Consider the following 16,806-nt stretch of genomic DNA (forward strand, 5'->3'; position numbering starts at 1 on the left):
CGGCGGCCGGACGGAGCCCGATCTGAACCGATTCCACGTGCGTGAAAGTTTCTGCGCGGGGACCGGTGTGCGGCGGCGGTCCACCTCGTACGATGCGGTCGGGACCACCCTGTGCCAAGGAGGAGTAACGATGCCCATCGCCACCCCCGAGGTCTACGCGGAGATGCTCGACCGGGCCAAGGCGAACGAGTTCGCCTACCCGGCCATCAACGTGACCTCGTCCGAGACCGTGAACGCCGCCATCCGCGGCTTCGCCGAGGCGGAGAGCGACGGCATCATCCAGTTCTCCACCGGCGGTGCCGAGTTCGCGTCCGGCCAGAAGGTCAAGGACATGGTCACCGGCGCGACCGCGCTGGCCGAGTTCGCCCAAGTGGTCGCGGCGAAGTACGACGTCAACGTCGCGCTGCACACCGACCACTGCCCGAAGGACAAGCTGGACGGCTTCGTCCGCCCGCTGATCGAGATCTCGGCCGAGCGCGTCAAGAACGGCCAGAACCCGCTGTTCCAGTCCCACATGTGGGACGGCTCGGCGATCGACCTCGACGAGAACCTGCAGATCGCGCAGGAGCTGCTGGCCAAGACGGCGGCCGCGAACATCATCCTCGAGGTCGAGATCGGCGTCGTCGGCGGCGAGGAGGACGGTGTCGAAGCGGAGATCAACGAGAAGCTGTACACCGCCGAGGGCGACTTCCTGAAGACGATCGACGCGCTCGGCGCCGGTGAGAAGGGCCGCTACCTGCTGGCGGCGACGTTCGGCAACGTGCACGGCGTGTACAAGCCGGGCAACGTCAAGCTGCGCCCGGACGTGCTGAAGGGCGGCCAGGAGGCGGCGGCGAAGAAGCTCGGCCTCGACTCCGGCGCGAAGCCGTTCGAGCTGGTCTTCCACGGCGGCTCGGGCTCGCTGCCGGAGGAGATCCGCGAAGCGGTGTCCTACGGCGTGGTGAAGATGAACGTCGACACCGACACGCAGTACGCGTTCACGCGCCCGATCGTGGACCACTTCTTCAAGAACTACGACGGTGTCCTGAAGATCGACGGCGAGGTCGGCAACAAGAAGGTCTACGACCCGCGGTCGTACCTGAAGGCCGCCGAGGCCGGCATGGCGCAGCGCGTCGTCGAGGCCTGCCAGGCCCTCGGCTCCGCGGGCACCAAGCTCAAGTAAGACGCACAACTGAAGGCCGCTTCGACACGACCCCCAGTCGCGTCGAAGCGGCCTTCAGTGCGTTTCGGGGACGCGCGAGCGCTGACCGGCGCGGGAGACGTGGCTGCCGACGAGCCCGCCCGGCCGGGTGGGCACGATCGCGGCGATGACCTCCTGGACGCGTTCCATGATGTCCTTGCGGCCGTGCAGCACCCACGAGATGTGCTGCGCGCCGAAGAACGCGGCGACCAGGACCCTGGCCAGCGCGGCCGGGCTGGTGCCCGGCTGGAGCTGGCCCAGCTCGTCGGCCTGCTCCAGCAGTTGGCGCACCAGCTCGGTGTAGCTGACGAACGGCGTCGGCAGGCCGCCTTCGATGAGGAAGTGCTCGATGTGCAGGCGGACGGCCGCCTGGAAGACATGGTCGTCCCGCAGGGCGAGGGCGATCCGCGTCAGCAGCTCCACGGTGGCGTCGAGCGGCGGCAGGTCGAGGGCCTTGACGCCGGCGGCGAGCGTCGGCAGCCGCGCGTAGTACTCCTCGGAGACGGCGACCGCGATGGCTTCCTTGTTCGCGAAGTGGAAGTAGACCGCGCCCTTCGTCACGCCGGCGTGCTCGGCGATGTCGACCAGGGTGACTTCGGCGAACCCGCGGGCGGCGAAGATCTCCGCCGCCGCGTGCAGGATCTGCGCGTACGTGCGGACCGCTCGTTCCTGCTTGAGGCCGTGCCGCTGCGGTGCGGGGCCGGTCTTCGTCATCGTGGCACCTTCTCGGTCGATATGCGCCGAGCACTTCCATACCTCGACGAATGTTTATCGTAGCTTACTATCCGGTCGTGAGCTAGCCGTGGCGGCGTGCTCACGTCCTGCGACGATGTCGGAACGGACCGCGCAAATCGGGCGCGAGCTGGGCAGATGTCCAGGATTTCGAGTGACGACTGAGGGCGCAAAGTCACGTTAACATCACGCAAATCGGCGGAAAAAACCTTCTCGCAGGTATGAAACTTGCTATGCTGGCGGTGTCACGAGCGCGGCAACTCCTGCCGTGCCGGGTGCTTGGGGGATGCATGAACACCGACACGCTGCCGTCCGCGGCCGCGGACCGGGCGGCCACCGCGGCCGACTGGCACCCGCGGCTTTCGGCCGTCGAACTCGTACCGCTCGACTCGCTGCTGCCGGGCGAATCGCCCCGCGCGGCCGGCGAGAACGCCGAGCACGCGAAGCTGCTCGCGAACGCCGACTCGGTGTTGCCGCCGATCACGGTCCACCGCGCGACGCGCCGGGTGATCGACGGCCGCCACCGCCTGGCCGCGGCGGTCGTCCGCGGCGATGACGTGATCCGCGTCCGCTACTTCGACGGCGACGAGCGCGACGCGTTCATCTTGTCCGTCCGCGAAAACACGACGCACGGACTGCCGCTGTCGAGCCGCGACCGCGCGGCGGCCGCCGACCGGATCCTCCGCACCCACCCGGCGTGGTCGGACCGGGCGATCGCGGAGATCGCGGGACTGTCGGCGAAGACGGTCGCGGGGTTGCGGCGCGCGGTGTCGGGAGCGGGCCAGCCCGCGGCCCGCCTCGGCCGCGACGGCAAGATGCGGCCCCTGAGCACGGCGGCGGGCCGGGCCCACGCGCGCCGGTTGCTGGAGGAGATGCCGGGGGCGTCGCTGCGGTCGATCGCCGAGCTGGCGGGGATTTCGCCGGGCACGGTCCGGGACGTGCGCAACCGCATGCTGCGGGGGGAAGACCCGGTGCCGGGCGGGTTGCGGGTGGCGGCGCCTCGGGAACCCGAGGCCGAGCAGATCGAAGACTCGGTCCGAGCTGATGTCGTCGCCGAGCCGGTCGCGAACCCCGAAAGCCGCGCCGTGCGATCGCTGCCCGCCGTCGCCTCCGTGCCCGAGGTGCCCGCCGCCCGGCGCGAAGACTCGCCCGCGGCCGCGCTCGAGGCGCTCATGAACGATCCCTCGCTCAAGTTCACCGAGCAGGGCCGGTTCCTGCTGCGCCTCCTCTCCGCCAACGCGCGCGCCGTGCGGCACCGCGTCGAGCTGACCGAGGTCGTTCCCGCCCACTGCGTCCCCATGGTCGGCGAAGTCGCGCGCGAATACGCCAAAGCCTGGCTGCGCGTCGCCGAAGACCTGGAACGCAAGCTGACGTGACCGCCACCGCGTCGACCACCCTGCGGCTCTTCGGTTTCCACCACGCGGGCGGCGGTCCGACGGCCTTCGCCGGGTGGCAGTACGCGCTCGGCGGGGCCGTCGAAGTCGTGCCCGTCGCCTTGCCCGCCGGGGCGCACCCGGACTTCGCCGCGCTCGTCGAACGGCTCGCCGACGACCTCGCGCCCCGGCTGGAGGAACCGTACGTCTGCTACGGCCACAGCATGGGCGCGCTCGTCGCGTACCGGCTGGCGCGCCTGCGCGAAGCCCGCGGGCAACGCCTCCCCGACCGGCTCCTGCTCGGCGCGTTCGCCGCCCCGCACCTCGCGCACCCGATCAGCCGCGCGCGGAACCTGACCGACGACGAGCTCGAAGCCTGGCTGCTGTCCGTTTCGGACGTTCCCGCCGCCCTCCTCGGCGGGGATGGCCGCCGGGCCGCCATGCTCGGGAAGCTCCGCGAAGACCTGCGCCTGTGCGCCACCCACCGGGAAGACCCGCGATCGCCACTGCCGGTGCCGATCGACGTCTTCGCCGGGACCGCCGATCCGCTCGTCCCGCTCGCCGACGCGCGGGCGTGGTCCTCGTACTCCGGCGTCGACGCCCGGTTTCACCCGATTCCCGGCGGCCATTTCTTCCCGCGCGAGTCGAAATCCGTCTTCTTCGAACGGCTCCGGACCATTCTCGGGAACTGAGGTGTGCAACTGGGGAGCCCCGGTTGCACACTTCCTTGGCCGCATCGGCGCGGCCGGGCATAATCGCTTTCGAAGTCCCGCCAGTGTCGGCGGGCGCGGCCGCCACTGGGGTGATTTCCGGCGCCGCTTCCTTCCTCTCTCGCCGCCGTTCGCCGAGGGGGATCCGTGCTGACCGGAAACGGGGGATGTCTTGTCCGCACCACACGCCGATGACGAGCCGGTCCGGCTGCTCACGCCGGACGGCGACCGGGTCGAGCACCCTGCCCACCGGCTCGAAACCACGCCGGACCAGCTGCGTTCCTGGTACCGCGAAATGGTCGTGACCCGCTGCGTCGACGCCGAGGGCGTCACCCTGCAGCGGCAGGGCGAACTGGCGCTGTGGCCGTCTTCGCTCGGCCAGGAAGCCGCGCAGATCGGGTCCGCGAACGGATTGGCGCCCGGCGACCACGTCTTTCCCAGTTATCGGGACCACGGCGTCGCGATTTCGCGTGGCGTCGATCCGCTGCACATTTTCCGGATGTTCCGCGGGGCGACCCACGGTGGCTGGGCTCCCGCTGAACGGGATTTCCACCTCTACACGCTCGTCATCGGTTCGCAGACTTTGCACGCGACCGGATATGCAATGGGTGTTGCGAAAGATGGCGCGGATTCGGTCGTCATCGTCTATTTCGGTGACGGCGCCACGAGCCAGGGCGACGTCAACGAGGCGTTGAACTTCGCCGCCGTCTACCAGGCGCCCGTGGTGTTCTTCTGCCAGAACAACCAGTGGGCGATCTCCGAGCGCACCGAACGGCAGAGCCGCGTGCCGCTGTATCGGCGCGCGGCCGGGTTCGGCCTGCCCGGCGTCCGCGTCGACGGCAACGACGTCCTCGCCTGCGTCGCCGTGACCCGCGACGCCGTCGCCCGCGCCCGTCGCGGCGAAGGGCCCACGCTGATCGAGGCCTTCACCTACCGGATGGGCGCGCACACGACGTCCGACGACCCGACGCGCTACCGGGACGACGAAGAAGTGGCCGCGTGGGCCGCGAAAGACCCGATCGCCCGGTTGCGGGCCCACCTCGAGAAGACCGGCCAGGCCGACGAGGCGTTCTTCGCCGAGGTCGACGCCGAAGGCGAGCGGCTGGCCCGCGAGGTCCGCGCGACCGTGCGCGCCATGCCGGACCCGGACTTCTCCGAGCTGTTCGGCCAGGTCTACGACGGCGAACACCCGCTGATGGCCGAGGAATCCGCCTTCCACCGCGAGTACGCGGACTCGTTCGTCGACGCGAAGGGGAGCTGACATGACCGTGCTCGACCTGCCGGAAACCGCCGCCCCGGCCCGCACGCTGCCGCTCGGCAAGGCGATCAACCAGGCCCTGCGCGACGCGCTCGCCGCCGACCCGAAGGTCGTGTTGATGGGCGAGGACATCGGCCGGCTCGGCGGGGTGTTCCGGGTGACCGACGGGCTGCAGCGCGAGTTCGGCGAGGACCGCGTGATGGACACGCCGCTGGCCGAGTCCGGCATCGTCGGCACCGCGATCGGCCTGGCGCTGCGCGGGTACCGGCCGGTCGTCGAGATCCAGTTCGACGGCTTCGTCTTCCCCGCCTACGACCAGATCGTCACGCAGCTGGCGAAGATGCGAGCCCGCTCGGGCGGCCGGTTCGGGCTGCCGGTGGTGCTCCGCATCCCGTTCGGCGGCGGGATCGGTGCCGTCGAGCACCACAGCGAGTCGCCCGAGGCGCTCTTCGCGCACGTGGCCGGGTTGAAGATCGTCTCACCGGCGACGTCCGGCGACGCCTACTGGATGCTGCGTCAGGCGATCGAAGCCGACGACCCGGTGCTCTTCCTCGAACCCAAGCGGCGGTACTACGACAAGGACACAGTGGACACCGCCGCGGTGCCGGAACCGTTGCACCGGGCCAGGATCGCGCGGCCCGGCGAGCACGTCACGCTCGCCGCGTACGGCCCGACCGTCCGCACTTGCCTCGACGCGGCCGCGGTCGCCGAGCGCGAAGGGCTGAGCCTGGAGGTCCTGGACCTGCGGTCCGTGTCGCCGGTCGACTTCGACACGATCGAGGCGAGCGTTCGCCGCACCGGACGGCTGGTCGTCGTGCACGAGGCGCCGACGTTCCTCGGGCTCGGCGCCGAGATCGCCGCCCGGATCACCGAACGGTGCTTCCACGTCCTGGAGGCGCCGGTGCTGCGCGCGGGCGGCTACCACCTGCCGTACCCGCCGTCGCGGCTCGAACACGACTACCTGCCCGACCTCGACCGCGTCCTCGACGCCGCCGAGCGCGCGGTGGCCTACTGAAATGGGAAGCCCGACCATGCAGCTGCGCGAGTTCGAGATGCCCGACGTCGGCGAGGGGCTCACCGAGGCGACGATCCTGCGCTGGTTCGTCGGCCCCGGCGACCGCGTCACCGACGGCATGACCGTCTGCGAAGTCGAGACGGCCAAGGCGGTCGTCGAACTGCCCATCCCGTTCGACGGGGTGGTGCACGAGATCCGCTACCCCGAGTCGTCCACAGTGGACATCGGGACGGTCGTCATCACGGTGGCCGACGAAGGCGTCACGCAGGAGGCCGAGCGGATCCTCGCCGAAGAGGACGAGCCGAAGCAGGCGGTCCTCGTCGGCTACGGCGTGACCACCGGGGCACGCGAACGGCGGCCGCGACGCCGTCCGTCGCCCCCGCCGCCGGTGGACCGCCGGACGCTGGCGAAGCCGCCCGTGCGACGGCTGGCCAGGGACCTCGGCATCGAGCTCGACCGCGTCCCCGCGACCGGGCCGGGCGGGCTGATCACCCGCGACGACGTCCGCAACGCCGTCCCCGGGGAGTCCACAATGGACGAACGCCGGATCCCGGTCAAGGGCGTCCGCCGGGCGACCGCGGAAGCCATGGTGGCCAGCGCGTTCACCGCCCCGCACGTCACCGAGTTCCTCACCGTGGACGTCACGCGCACCATGCGGTTCCTCGAGGAGCTGAAGGCCGACCCGGACTTCGCCGGGCTCCGGGTGACGCCGCTGCTGATGGTCGCGAAGGCGTTCCTGACCGCGGTCCGGCGCCACCCCGAGATCAACGCCACCTTCGACGCCGCCCACCAGGAGATCGTCGTCAAGGACCGGGTCAACCTGGGCATCGCCGCGGCCACCCCGCGCGGCCTGCTCGTGCCGAACGTCAAGGACGCGCACACGCTGACCCTGCCCCGCCTGGCCGCCGCGCTCGGCGAGCTGACCGCCACCGCCCGCGCCGGCCGGACGACCCCGGCCGACCTGGCCGGCGGCACCCTGACCATCACCAACATCGGCGTCTTCGGCGTGGACTCCGGCACCCCGATCCTCAACCCCGGCGAAGCGGTGATCCTCGCGGCGGGCGCGATCAAGCGGCAGCCGTGGGTGGTCGGGGACGAGGTGCGGCCGCGGCACGTGTGCACGCTCGCGCTGTCGTTCGACCACCGGCTGGTCGACGGCGAGCTCGGGTCCCGCGTGCTCGCGGACACCGGCGCGGTGCTGGAACGGCCGAAGCGCCTGCTCACCTGGAGCTGACCGTGACCGAACCCCAGAGAACGACCGGCGCGGGCGCGCTCGTGGCGACGCTCGAAGCGCTCGGCGTCGACACCGTCTTCGGCATCCCCGGCGGCGCGATCCTCCCGGCGTACGACCCGCTGCTGGACTCGGCGAAGGTCCGGCACGTCCTGGTCCGCCACGAGCAGGGCGCCGGGCACGCCGCCACCGGGTACGCGCAGGCGAGCGGCAAAGTCGGCGTCTGCCTGGCGACGTCCGGGCCGGGCGCGACGAACTTGGTCACCCCGCTCGCCGACGCCTTCCTCGACTCGGTGCCGGTCGTCGCGATCACCGGGCAGGTGCCGGGCGCGCTGATCGGCTCGGACGCCTTCCAGGAAGCCGACATCCTCGGCATGACCATGCCGGTGACCAAGCACGGCTACCAGGTGCGCGACGCCGCCGACATCCCGCGCGTGCTCGCGCAGGCCTTCCACCTGGCGGCGAGCGGGCGGCCGGGCCCGGTCCTGGTCGACATCACGAAGGATGCGCTGCAGGCGGCGACGACGTTCGACTGGCCGGTCCGGCTGGACCTGCCGGGCGCGCGGCCGGTGCCCGCACCGCACCCGGGCCAGGTCAGGGCGGCCGCGCGGCTGCTCGCCGAGGCCAAGCGCCCGGTGCTGTACGTCGGCGGCGGCGTCGTCAAGGCGTCGGCCGAGGCTGAACTGTGGGCTTTCGCCGAGTTCACCGGCGCTCCGGTCGTGACGACGTTGATGGCGCTCGGCGCGTTCCCGGGCAGCCACCCGCAGCACCTCGGCATGCCGGGGATGCACGGCTCGGTGGCGGCCGTGACCGCGTTGCAGCGGGCCGATCTCGTCGTCGCGATCGGGGCCCGGTTCGACGACCGCGTCACCGGGCGGCCGGAGACGTTCGCGCGTGGCGCCAAGGTGGTGCACGTCGACGTCGACCCGGCGGAGATCGGCAAGAACCGCGCGGTCGACGTCCCGATCGTCGGCGACGCCGCCGAAGTGCTGCGCGAGCTGACCGCCGTCGTCGCGCAGCTCGGCTCGGCCGACCGGCGCGAGTGGTGGGCGACGCTCGAGCACTGGCGGCGGACGTACCCGCTCGGCTACGACCCGGCGCCGGACGGCCTGCTCAGCCCGCAGCAGGTGATCGAACGACTCGGGCAGGTCGCCGGGCCGGACGCCGTCTACGCCGCCGGCGTCGGCCAGCACCAGATGTGGGCCGCGCAGTTCCTGCCGCACGAAAAGCCGCGGACCTGGCTGAACTCGGGCGGGCTCGGCACGATGGGTTACGCGGTCCCGGCCGCGATGGGCGCGAAGGCCGCTCGGCCGGACGCGGTCGCCTGGGCCGTCGACGGCGACGGCTGCTTTCAGATGACCTGCCAGGAACTCGTCACCTGCGCGCTCGAAGGTCTGCCGATCAAGGTCGCCGTGATCAACAACGGCGCGCTCGGCATGGTCCGGCAGTGGCAGACGCTCTTCTACGACGAGCGCTACTCGAACACGCGCCTCGGCGACGACGTCGAAGGCACCCGCTGCCCCGACTTCGTCCGCCTGGCCGAGGCGATGGGCTGCTACGCGCTGCGTTGCGAGCGGCCCGAAGACCTCGACAGTGTGCTCGACAAAGCCATGTCCTGCGACGACCGGCCCGTCGTCGTGGACTTCGTCGTGCACCAGGACGCGATGGTCTGGCCGATGGTCGCGGCCGGCGCGGGCAACGACGACATCCAGGCCGCCCGGGGCGTGCGCCCCGACTTCGGCGACCTCACCGACTGAACCGGAGGAACCCATGCCGGACCGGCTTTCCTTCATCGTCGACCACACCCCGGACGTGCTGGCCCGGGTTGTGCAACTGTGCCGCGGCCGCGGTTACCCGATCGAAGAACTGACCTTCGGCGCCACGGACCACCCCGCCGTCGCCCGGCTGACCGTCGTCGTCGGCGAAGGGCCGCGTCCCGTCGGCCGCCTGGCCCTGCAGCTGGACCGCTTGGTCGGTGTCCAGCGCGTCGTCACCGAACCGGCGGCCGAGCTCGCCGCCGTCTGAATCCCCGAGGAGCGAACCGATGGCTGAACTGTTCTACGAAACCGACGCCGAGCTGGCGACGATCCAAGGGCGCCGGGTCGCCGTGCTCGGCTACGGCAGCCAGGGCCACGCGCACGCGCTCTGCCTGCGCGACTCCGGCGTCGACGTCCGGGTGGGCCTGCCCGCCGAGTCGGCGTCCCGCGCCAAGGCCGAGGAGGAGGGCCTGCGGGTCGTCACCCCGGCCGAGGCCGCTGCCGAAGCCGACCTGATCATGGTGCTGGTGCCCGACCCCGTGCAGGGCCGCGTCTACGCGGAATCCGTGCGCGAGCACCTCGAACCCGGCGACGCGCTGTTCTTCGGGCACGGCTTCAGCGTCCGGTTCGGTTACGTCGAACCGCCCGCCGACGTCGACGTCTGCCTGGTCGCCCCGAAGGGACCCGGCCACCTGGTGCGGCGGCAGTTCACCGCCGGGAAGGGCGTCCCGTGCATCGCCGCGGTCGAGCAGGACGCCACGGGCAAGGCGTTCGACCTCGCGCTGTCCTACGCGAAGGCGATCGGCGGCACGCGGGCGGGCGTCATCCGGACGACCTTCGCCGAGGAGACCGAAACCGACCTCTTCGGCGAGCAGGCCGTGCTGTGCGGCGGGACTTCTGCCTTGGTGAAGGCCGGTTTCGAGACGCTCGTGGAAGCCGGGTACCAGCCGGAGATCGCGTACTTCGAGGTGCTCAACGAGCTGAAGCTGATCGTCGACCTGATGTACGAAGGCGGCCTCGAAAAGATGCGCTGGTCGATTTCCGAGACCGCGGAATGGGGCGACTACGTCACCGGCCCGCGGCTGGTCACCGACGAAACCAAGGCCGAGATGCGCAAGGTGCTCGCCGAAATCAAGGACGGTTCCTTCGCGGCCACCTGGATGGCCGAGTACGAAAGTGGGAAGAAGCGGTACGAACAGTTTCGCGCGGCCGACGCCGACGGCCTGCTGGCGACCACGGGTACCCGGCTTCGCAAGCTCATGAGCTGGGTCGATCCCGCTTGAGGCCGGTTTGCACACGGCCACTGTGCAAACTTCACGAGGCGGCCCGGTGCCGATAGAATTACCGACGTCGCCACGGGTGGCGCACTTTTCTTCCCGGCACCGTCGCCGGATCTCGAAACTTTTCGTTCGCTGAACTTTCGCTATTCGCCGCTGGGGGCGGAACGGCCGCGAGGCCGGACGGGCAAGCAATACGGAGGTAGCTGGACCATGAGTCGTGCGGCGGTACTGGCCGGCCTGGGGGCGTACGTGCCTCCGCGCACGGTCACCAACGACGACCTGGCGGCCACGATGGTCACCAGCGACAGCTGGATCCGGACCAGGACCGGGATCCGCGAGCGGCACTGGGCCGACACCGGCACGACGACCGGTGACCTGGCGGCCGTCGCCGGGCAGCGGGCGTTGAAGTCGGCGGGCGTCGATTCGGTCGACCTGGTCGTGCTGGCCACCAGTACGCCGAACCAGCCGATGCCCGCCACGGCACCGGAAGTGGCCGAGGCGCTCGGTCTCGGCACGGTGGCCGCGTACGACATCTCCGCCGCCTGCGCGGGATTCCTGTACGCGCTTTCCGTGGCGGCCGGGGCGATCGCGGCGGGGGTCGCCGACCGCGTGCTGGCCATCGGCGCCGACCTGTGGTCGACCCGGCTCAACCCGGAAGACCGTGCGGTGTCGGTGATCTTCGGTGACGGCGCCGGGGCCGCGGTGGTCCGGGCGGGCGACGCGGACGAGCCGGGCGCGCTGCTCGGCTTCGACCTCGGCAGTGACGGCGCGCACCGGGAGCTGGCGCGGGTGCCGGGTGACGGCAGCCGCGAACTGTCCACAGGGGACCCTCGGCGTCCCGAGGACCGCTACATGGTGATGCAGGGCAAGGACATGTTCACCCACGCCGTCAACCGGATGGCCGGTTCGTCCGAGCAACTGCTCGGGAAGATCGGCTGGACCGCCGCCGACGTCGACTGGTGCGCCGCGCACCAGGCCAACGTCCGGATCCTGCACACCGTCGCCGACGTGCTCGAAGTGGACCGCGCGCGGATGCTCGTCCACCTCGACCGGGTGGGCAACACCTCGGCGGCGTCCATCCCGCTGGCGCTGACCGACGCGGCACTGGACGGACGGCTGAAGGCGGGCGACCGCGTGCTGATGACCGCGTTCGGCGGCGGCTTGAGCTGGGCGTCGGCGGCGGTCCGCTGGCCGGAGCTCGCCGTGCTGGACATCTGATCTCGATCTCGCGAAAGAAGGCACCACGGATGGAGAAGCTGTTGGACACCGGCGAAGTGGCCACGAGCATCGTCGAGCTGCTCGCCGAAAACCTCGAGTTCGAGCAGGAGTTCACCGCGGAGACGCCGTTCGCCGAGGCGGGCCTCGACTCGCTGATGATGCTCGAGCTCGCCGTCGTCCTCGAACGCCGCTACAAGATCCGGTTCTCCGAAGAAGAGCTGCTCGAATCCGGCAGCGTCGCGGCCGTCGTCGCGAAGCTGCGCGACCGCCTCGCCGCCGTCTGAAGTCTTCCACTCACCCGGAAACTCCCTCCAGGAGGAAACTGTGTACAGCCGCCTCGGCGTGTTCCTGTCCCCGGTCCACGAGACCGGGCAGGACCCGCATCTGGCCATCCGCCGCAACCTCGACCTCGTCGAGCTCGTCGACGACCTGAACTTCGACGAGGCCTGGTTCGGCGAGCACCACTCGCTGGGCTGGGGCCTGGTCGGCGCGCCGGAGACGATGATCGCCGCCGCTTCCCAGCGCACGCAGCAGATCAAGCTCGCCAACGGCGTCGTGCCGCTGTCCTGGCACCACCCGTTCCACGTCGCCACCCGCGCGGTGCACCTCGACCACCTTTCGCGCGGCCGCTACATCCTCGGTGTCGGCCCCGGCGTGCCGACGGACGCGAAGATGCTCGGCCTCGAGCCCGCCGACCAGCGCACCCGCCTGCAGGAGGCGCTGCCGGCCGTGCTGGAGCTGGTCAACGGCGAAGAGCGGATCAGCGAGAAGACCGACTGGTACGGGCTGAACAACGCCAAGCTGCACCTCGCCCGGTTCCAGCAGGACGGCATCGAGGTCGCGATCGCCAGCGGCGGGACGTCGCTGACCGCGCCGAAGCTGGCCGGCCAGTACGGCCTCAACATGGTGTCCTTCGCGCTGACCCAGCCGGGCGCGCCGCACAGCATCGGGCTGTACGACCAGTGGGCCGCCGCCGAGGAGTCCGCCGCCGAGCACGGCAACACCATGCGCCGCGACAAGTGGCGCGTCGCGCTGCCCGTGCACGTCGCCGAGACGACGAAGCAGGCCTTCGCCGACGTCCGCGACGGCTTCGACCGCTGGCTCTTCGACTACTTCGGCAAGGCCGCCGGCCGCGACGTCTCCACGCCGGGCATCCCGCGGGAGAAGGAGCTGGACGCGCGGATCGACGCCGGTGGCGCGCTCGTCGGCTCGCCCGAGGACGTCATCGCCGGCATCAAGCGGCTGCAGGAGAAGACCGGCGGCTTCGGCACCCTGCTCGTCTACCTGCCCGACTGGACGACCTGGGAGAAGACCAACCGCAGCATGGAGCTGCTCGCCCGGTACGTCGCGCCGTACCTCACCGGCAGTGCCGACCGGCCGCAGGAGTCCATCGACTGGGCCGTCGCCAGCCGCGCCTGAGCCGCGCGTCCGGACTACCCCGGTCCCCACCCGTCCCGTCCGGACACAACGAATCGAATCGGAGTCATGACATGACAGTCGCCGGGGACAAGCAGGCCGCCGCGGTGGCCGGCGCGCCGCCCGCACCCCGCTGGCGGACCGCTCTGCTGTTCGCCAGCCTCGTGGTGGGCAACTTCCTGGTCATCCTGGACGTTTCCATCCTCAACGTCGCCCTGCCCGACGTCCGCAGCGACTTGTCCGCCACCACGGCCGAACTCCCGTGGACCGTCGACTCGTACACGGTCGTCTTCGCCGGGCTGCTGCTCGCGTCGGGCTCGATCGCCGACCGGCTCGGCCCGCGCCGGGTCTACCGGACGTCGATGGTGCTGTTCGCGCTGCTGTCGGTGGTGTGCGCGGTCGCGCCGAACGCGACCGGCCTGATCGCCGGCCGGGCGCTGCTCGGCGCGTCGGCGGCGGGGCTCGTCCCGGCGTCACTGGCGCTGCTGGCCGCGCTCTACCCGGAGCCGGCGAAGCGCTCGAAGGCGGTCGGCACGTGGGCCGCGTTGAGCAGCATCGGTTTCGTCGCCGGCCCGGTGATCGGCGGCGCGCTGGTCGACCTCGGCGGCTGGCGGCTGGTGTTCCTGGTCAACCCGCTGATCGTGCTGCTGGCGTTGCTGCCGACGCGCGGGCTGTCCGGCCACCGGCCGAAGTCGTACAAGAAGATCGACTGGGCCGGGCTGGTCCTGTCGATCGTCGGGCTGGCCGCGCTGACGTTCGGCCTGATCGACGCGGGCAGCGAGGGCTGGGGCCGGGCGCTGCCGCTGGGCGCGATCGCGCTGGGCCTCGCCGCGTTCGTGGCGCTGGCCTTCGTGGAGCGGCGGGCGGAAGCCCCGGTGCTGCCACCGAAACTGCTCGCGCTCAGCCGCGTGAAGGCCGACCTGGTGGCCGGGGCCATGGCGAGCTTCATCTTCTACGGCGCGCTGTTCGGGCTGACCCTGTGGATGATCCGCGACCGCGGGTTCACGCCGCTGGAGGCCGGGGTGGCGTTCCTGCCGATGACGCTGCCGTCGTGCGTCCTGCCGCTCATCGCGGGCCGCTCGGTGGCGAAGTTCGGCGCGCCCAAGGTGATCCTCGCCGGACTCGGTGCCAGCCTCGTCGCCGGCATCGGGCTGGTCGCGCTCGGCGACGACCCGGCGTACCCGCTGCTGGTGGTGTTCGAAATCCTGCTGACCATCGGCGGCACGATGGTGGTGCCCGCGGCGACCGCGGACATGGCCGCCGCCGCGCCACCCGAACTGGCGGCGACCGGCCAGGGTGCGCAGAGCGCGTCCCGGCAGGCGGGCGTCGCGCTCGGCGTCGCGGTGCTCGGCACGGTGACCAGCCTGCACGTCATCGGGCTGGTGATCACCGTGGCCGCGGTGGGCTCGCTGCTGGTGATCGTGGCGCTGCGCAGCCGCGCCGCGAAGGTGGCGGTGGCCTGATGCGGGCGGCGTTCTTCGACGTCGACGAGACCCTGCTGACCGGCAAGAGCATGTTCGAGTTCCTCCGCTTCTGGCTCGCCCGGTGCGGGGACGACGGGACGGCCTACGAGCGGGAAGCCGCCGCCGTGCGGGAGCTTTCGGCGCGGGGGATGCCGCGGGAAGACGTCAACCGCGCGTTCTACTCCCGGTTCGCCGGTGCCGACGCCGCCGAGGTGCGGGCGGCGGGCCGGGACTGGTACGCGCGGTACCGGGCCCGGCCGGGCGCCTTCGTCACGGCCGGGGTCGAGGCGCTGGCCGCGCACCGGGCCGCGGGCGACGTCGTGGTGCTCGTGTCGGGCTCGTTCCCGCCCGCGCTCGACCCGGTCGCCGGGGACCTGGGCGCGGACCGGGTGCTGTGCACGACCGTCGACGTCGGCGCGGACGGCCGGTTCACCGGCACGGTCACCGAGCCGATGATCGGCGCGGCGAAGGCCGAGGCGGTGGCGAAGACCGCCGCCGAGCTCGGCGTGTCCATTGCGGACTGCTGGGGATACGGGGATCACGCCAGTGATCTCGGACTGCTGCGCGCGGTCGGGCACCCGGTGGTGATCGGCGAGGACCCGGTCCTCACCGCCCACGCGCGCGAACACGGCTGGCCGGTGCTTTCGCAAGCCGGCGGGGGAAGGGGAAGACCATGAGTTTCGCGGACAAGGTCGCGCTGATCACCGGCGCGGACGGCGGGATCGGCGCGGCGCTGGCCGCTCGGCTGGGGGCCGGCGGCGCCCGGCTGGTCCTGCACTCGAACAACGCCGACGGGCTGGCGAAGCTGGTCGCCGACCACGGCTGGCCCGCCGACCAGGTGCTGACGTCGGCGCACGACGTCACCGACGCCGAGGCGGTCGACGCGGCGGTGGCCGCGGCCGTCGAGCGGTTCGGCCGGATCGACTACCTGCTCAACGTCGCGGGTGTCGCGTACTTCGGCGGGATCCTGACCACCGACGTCGAGATGTGGCGCAAGACGTTGGACATCAACCTGACCGGCTACTTCCTGACCGCGCACGCCGTGCTGCCGCACATGAAGGAAGCGGGCGACGGGTTCGTGGTCAACATGTCGTCGATCTGGGGCAAGCGCGCGGCGGCGCCCGGCGCGATGCTCGCCTACTCGGTGTCGAAGTGGGGCGTCGAGGGACTGACGAAGTCGCTCGCCGCCGAAGCGCGCCCTTGGGGCGTCCGGGTTTCTTCCCTGGTGCTCGACAAGGTCGACACGGCGTTCCGCACCAACATGATCCCGCACGTCGGCGACTTCACCCCGGAGCAGCTCGACCGGATGCTGTCGGCCGAGGACGTCGCCGACGCGACCGTGGCCGTGCTGACCAGCTCACGCCGCGCGCACGCGGCCACCATCGAGCTCGACGCGTGGCAGTGGGCGTGACCATGGCCGACGTCACGACGCTCTTCCTGGTGGGCGACCGGTTCGCGCCGTTCGCCACGCTGCCGTCGGTCCGGACGGTGTCGCAGTTCGTCGCCGACGTGCGCGGCGGCGTCCACCAGCCGGGCGAGCACCTCGTCCTCGCCGAAGGCCAAGGCCTCACGGCGTTCCAGTGGGACCGCGTGCGGTTCGAGCTGGACCGCGCCGGGCTCGCGGAGTCGACGCGCATCGTCGAAAGCAACCGCGGCCCGCTCTGCGGCCAGGCCGAGACGCACAAGCACCGCGAGCACAACGTCCTCATCGCGGGCCTCGAACGCCTCGGCGACACGCGCTACCGCGCCGCGTTGCGCCTGCACGGCGACCAGGAGCTGCTGCTCGACCACCAGGCGAGCCACGTCCAGGGCATGGTCGTGCTCGAGGCGGCGCGCCAGATGTTCCTCGCCGTCGGCGAGCGCTACTACGCGGCCGCCGGCACGCACTACGCGTACACGCTGGGGGCCATGGAAAGCAGCTTCCAGGCCTTCCTGTACCCGCTGGACACCGAGATCACCTGCGAGGTGCTCACCGCCGACGTGAGCGACCCCGAGCAGCTGGACTTCGACGTCCGGATCGACTTCGAACAGGCCGGGCTGCCGGTCGCGAGCGTGCGGATGCGCTGCTCCGCGTTCCGGAGCGCGGTGCTGGCGCACAAGGAGCACCGCGGCGCCGAGCGCGCCACCCGTTACCTGCTCCGCCGCCTGCCGCAGCTCGCCGCCGCCGAATAGC

Annotated in this window: 17 protein-coding genes; 16 read left to right on the forward strand and 1 reads right to left on the reverse strand. The window is 71.5% G+C overall.

Features of this window, described 5'->3' with window-relative positions; all coding sequences use genetic code 11:
• Nucleotides 1-130 precede the first annotated feature (130 nt).
• Complete coding sequence (fbaA, locus tag QP939_RS14965; RefSeq protein ID WP_285457368.1) at nt 131-1,162, forward strand: class II fructose-bisphosphate aldolase; 1,032 nt, start codon at nt 131-133, stop codon at nt 1,160-1,162.
• Nucleotides 1,163-1,216: 54 nt separating this feature from the next.
• Here the strand turns inward: fbaA and QP939_RS14970 are convergent, their stop codons facing one another.
• On the reverse strand, nt 1,217-1,894 hold the full coding sequence (locus QP939_RS14970) for a ScbR family autoregulator-binding transcription factor (RefSeq protein ID WP_285457369.1): 678 nt from the start codon (nt 1,892-1,894) through the stop codon (nt 1,217-1,219).
• A 308-nt stretch (nt 1,895-2,202) separates the two neighbouring features.
• On the opposite strand from QP939_RS14970, the gene QP939_RS14975 reads away from it, so the two are divergent.
• From QP939_RS14975 to QP939_RS15045, 15 genes are all read left to right on the forward strand, one after another.
• Nucleotides 2,203-3,288, forward strand: coding sequence for a hypothetical protein (locus QP939_RS14975; RefSeq protein WP_285457370.1), 1,086 nt, complete (start codon nt 2,203-2,205; stop codon nt 3,286-3,288).
• A complete protein-coding gene (locus QP939_RS14980; protein WP_285457371.1) occupies nt 3,285-3,977 on the forward strand; it encodes a thioesterase II family protein in 693 nt (230 codons plus the stop codon). The genes QP939_RS14975 and QP939_RS14980 overlap by 4 nt, the downstream gene beginning before the upstream one ends.
• A gap of 190 nt (nt 3,978-4,167) precedes the next feature.
• Entirely contained in the window at nt 4,168-5,256 is a 1,089-nt protein-coding gene (pdhA, locus tag QP939_RS14985) for a pyruvate dehydrogenase (acetyl-transferring) E1 component subunit alpha (RefSeq protein WP_285457372.1), read from the forward strand.
• Nucleotide 5,257: 1 nt separating this feature from the next.
• Nucleotides 5,258-6,268 carry an alpha-ketoacid dehydrogenase subunit beta gene (locus tag QP939_RS14990; protein ID WP_285457373.1) on the forward strand — a complete coding sequence of 337 codons (1,011 nt, stop codon included), beginning with the start codon at nt 5,258-5,260 and terminating at the stop codon, nt 6,266-6,268.
• A 1-nt stretch (nt 6,269) separates the two neighbouring features.
• Nucleotides 6,270-7,502, forward strand: coding sequence for a dihydrolipoamide acetyltransferase family protein (locus tag QP939_RS14995; protein ID WP_285457374.1), 1,233 nt, complete (start codon nt 6,270-6,272; stop codon nt 7,500-7,502).
• 2 nt (nt 7,503-7,504) lie between these two features.
• Complete coding sequence (locus tag QP939_RS15000) at nt 7,505-9,256, forward strand: acetolactate synthase large subunit (RefSeq protein ID WP_285457375.1); 1,752 nt, start codon at nt 7,505-7,507, stop codon at nt 9,254-9,256.
• Between the two features lie 13 nt (nt 9,257-9,269).
• Nucleotides 9,270-9,524 carry an ACT domain-containing protein gene (locus QP939_RS15005; protein WP_285457376.1) on the forward strand — a complete coding sequence of 85 codons (255 nt, stop codon included), beginning with the start codon at nt 9,270-9,272 and terminating at the stop codon, nt 9,522-9,524.
• Nucleotides 9,525-9,543: 19 nt separating this feature from the next.
• Nucleotides 9,544-10,539, forward strand: a complete 996-nt coding sequence (ilvC, locus tag QP939_RS15010; protein ID WP_285457377.1) for a ketol-acid reductoisomerase — start codon at nt 9,544-9,546, stop codon at nt 10,537-10,539.
• Nucleotides 10,540-10,746: 207 nt separating this feature from the next.
• Nucleotides 10,747-11,754 carry a beta-ketoacyl-ACP synthase III gene (locus tag QP939_RS15015; protein ID WP_285457378.1) on the forward strand — a complete coding sequence of 336 codons (1,008 nt, stop codon included), beginning with the start codon at nt 10,747-10,749 and terminating at the stop codon, nt 11,752-11,754.
• A 29-nt stretch (nt 11,755-11,783) separates the two neighbouring features.
• Nucleotides 11,784-12,038, forward strand: a complete 255-nt coding sequence (locus tag QP939_RS15020) for an acyl carrier protein (protein WP_285457379.1) — start codon at nt 11,784-11,786, stop codon at nt 12,036-12,038.
• A 40-nt stretch (nt 12,039-12,078) separates the two neighbouring features.
• A complete protein-coding gene (locus QP939_RS15025; RefSeq protein ID WP_285457380.1) occupies nt 12,079-13,173 on the forward strand; it encodes an LLM class flavin-dependent oxidoreductase in 1,095 nt (364 codons plus the stop codon).
• Nucleotides 13,174-13,244: 71 nt separating this feature from the next.
• The gene (locus QP939_RS15030; protein ID WP_285457381.1) at nt 13,245-14,633 is read left to right on the forward strand and encodes an MFS transporter; all 1,389 of its coding nucleotides are present in this window, start codon (nt 13,245-13,247) and stop codon (nt 14,631-14,633) included.
• On the forward strand, nt 14,633-15,310 hold the full coding sequence (locus QP939_RS15035; RefSeq protein WP_285457382.1) for an HAD family hydrolase: 678 nt from the start codon (nt 14,633-14,635) through the stop codon (nt 15,308-15,310). Before QP939_RS15030 ends, QP939_RS15035 begins: the two co-directional genes overlap by 1 nt.
• The gene (locus QP939_RS15040; RefSeq protein ID WP_285457383.1) at nt 15,307-16,044 is read left to right on the forward strand and encodes an SDR family oxidoreductase; all 738 of its coding nucleotides are present in this window, start codon (nt 15,307-15,309) and stop codon (nt 16,042-16,044) included. The genes QP939_RS15035 and QP939_RS15040 overlap by 4 nt, the downstream gene beginning before the upstream one ends.
• Nucleotides 16,029-16,805: an AfsA-related hotdog domain-containing protein gene (locus QP939_RS15045; RefSeq protein ID WP_285457384.1), complete on the forward strand. Its 777-nt coding sequence runs from the start codon at nt 16,029-16,031 to the stop codon at nt 16,803-16,805. Before QP939_RS15040 ends, QP939_RS15045 begins: the two co-directional genes overlap by 16 nt.
• Nucleotide 16,806 lies beyond the last annotated feature (1 nt).

Origin of the sequence: Amycolatopsis nalaikhensis, assembly GCF_030264295.1 — a bacterium.
Taxonomy (GTDB): domain Bacteria; phylum Actinomycetota; class Actinomycetes; order Mycobacteriales; family Pseudonocardiaceae; genus Amycolatopsis; species Amycolatopsis nalaikhensis.

Coding starts and splice junctions, on each gene's coding strand:
- QP939_RS14990 (WP_285457373.1), top strand. CDS start 5,258: ATGACCGTGCTCGACCTGCCGGAAACCGCCGCCCCGGCCCGCACGCTG.
- QP939_RS14970 (WP_285457369.1), bottom strand. CDS start 1,894: ATGACGAAGACCGGCCCCGCACCGCAGCGGCACGGCCTCAAGCAGGAA.
- fbaA (WP_285457368.1), top strand. CDS start 131: ATGCCCATCGCCACCCCCGAGGTCTACGCGGAGATGCTCGACCGGGCC.
- QP939_RS15030 (WP_285457381.1), top strand. CDS start 13,245: ATGACAGTCGCCGGGGACAAGCAGGCCGCCGCGGTGGCCGGCGCGCCG.
- QP939_RS15020 (WP_285457379.1), top strand. CDS start 11,784: ATGGAGAAGCTGTTGGACACCGGCGAAGTGGCCACGAGCATCGTCGAG.
- QP939_RS15015 (WP_285457378.1), top strand. CDS start 10,747: ATGAGTCGTGCGGCGGTACTGGCCGGCCTGGGGGCGTACGTGCCTCCG.
- QP939_RS14995 (WP_285457374.1), top strand. CDS start 6,270: ATGGGAAGCCCGACCATGCAGCTGCGCGAGTTCGAGATGCCCGACGTC.
- QP939_RS14975 (WP_285457370.1), top strand. CDS start 2,203: ATGAACACCGACACGCTGCCGTCCGCGGCCGCGGACCGGGCGGCCACC.
- QP939_RS15035 (WP_285457382.1), top strand. CDS start 14,633: ATGCGGGCGGCGTTCTTCGACGTCGACGAGACCCTGCTGACCGGCAAG.
- ilvC (WP_285457377.1), top strand. CDS start 9,544: ATGGCTGAACTGTTCTACGAAACCGACGCCGAGCTGGCGACGATCCAA.
- QP939_RS15005 (WP_285457376.1), top strand. CDS start 9,270: ATGCCGGACCGGCTTTCCTTCATCGTCGACCACACCCCGGACGTGCTG.
- QP939_RS15040 (WP_285457383.1), top strand. CDS start 15,307: ATGAGTTTCGCGGACAAGGTCGCGCTGATCACCGGCGCGGACGGCGGG.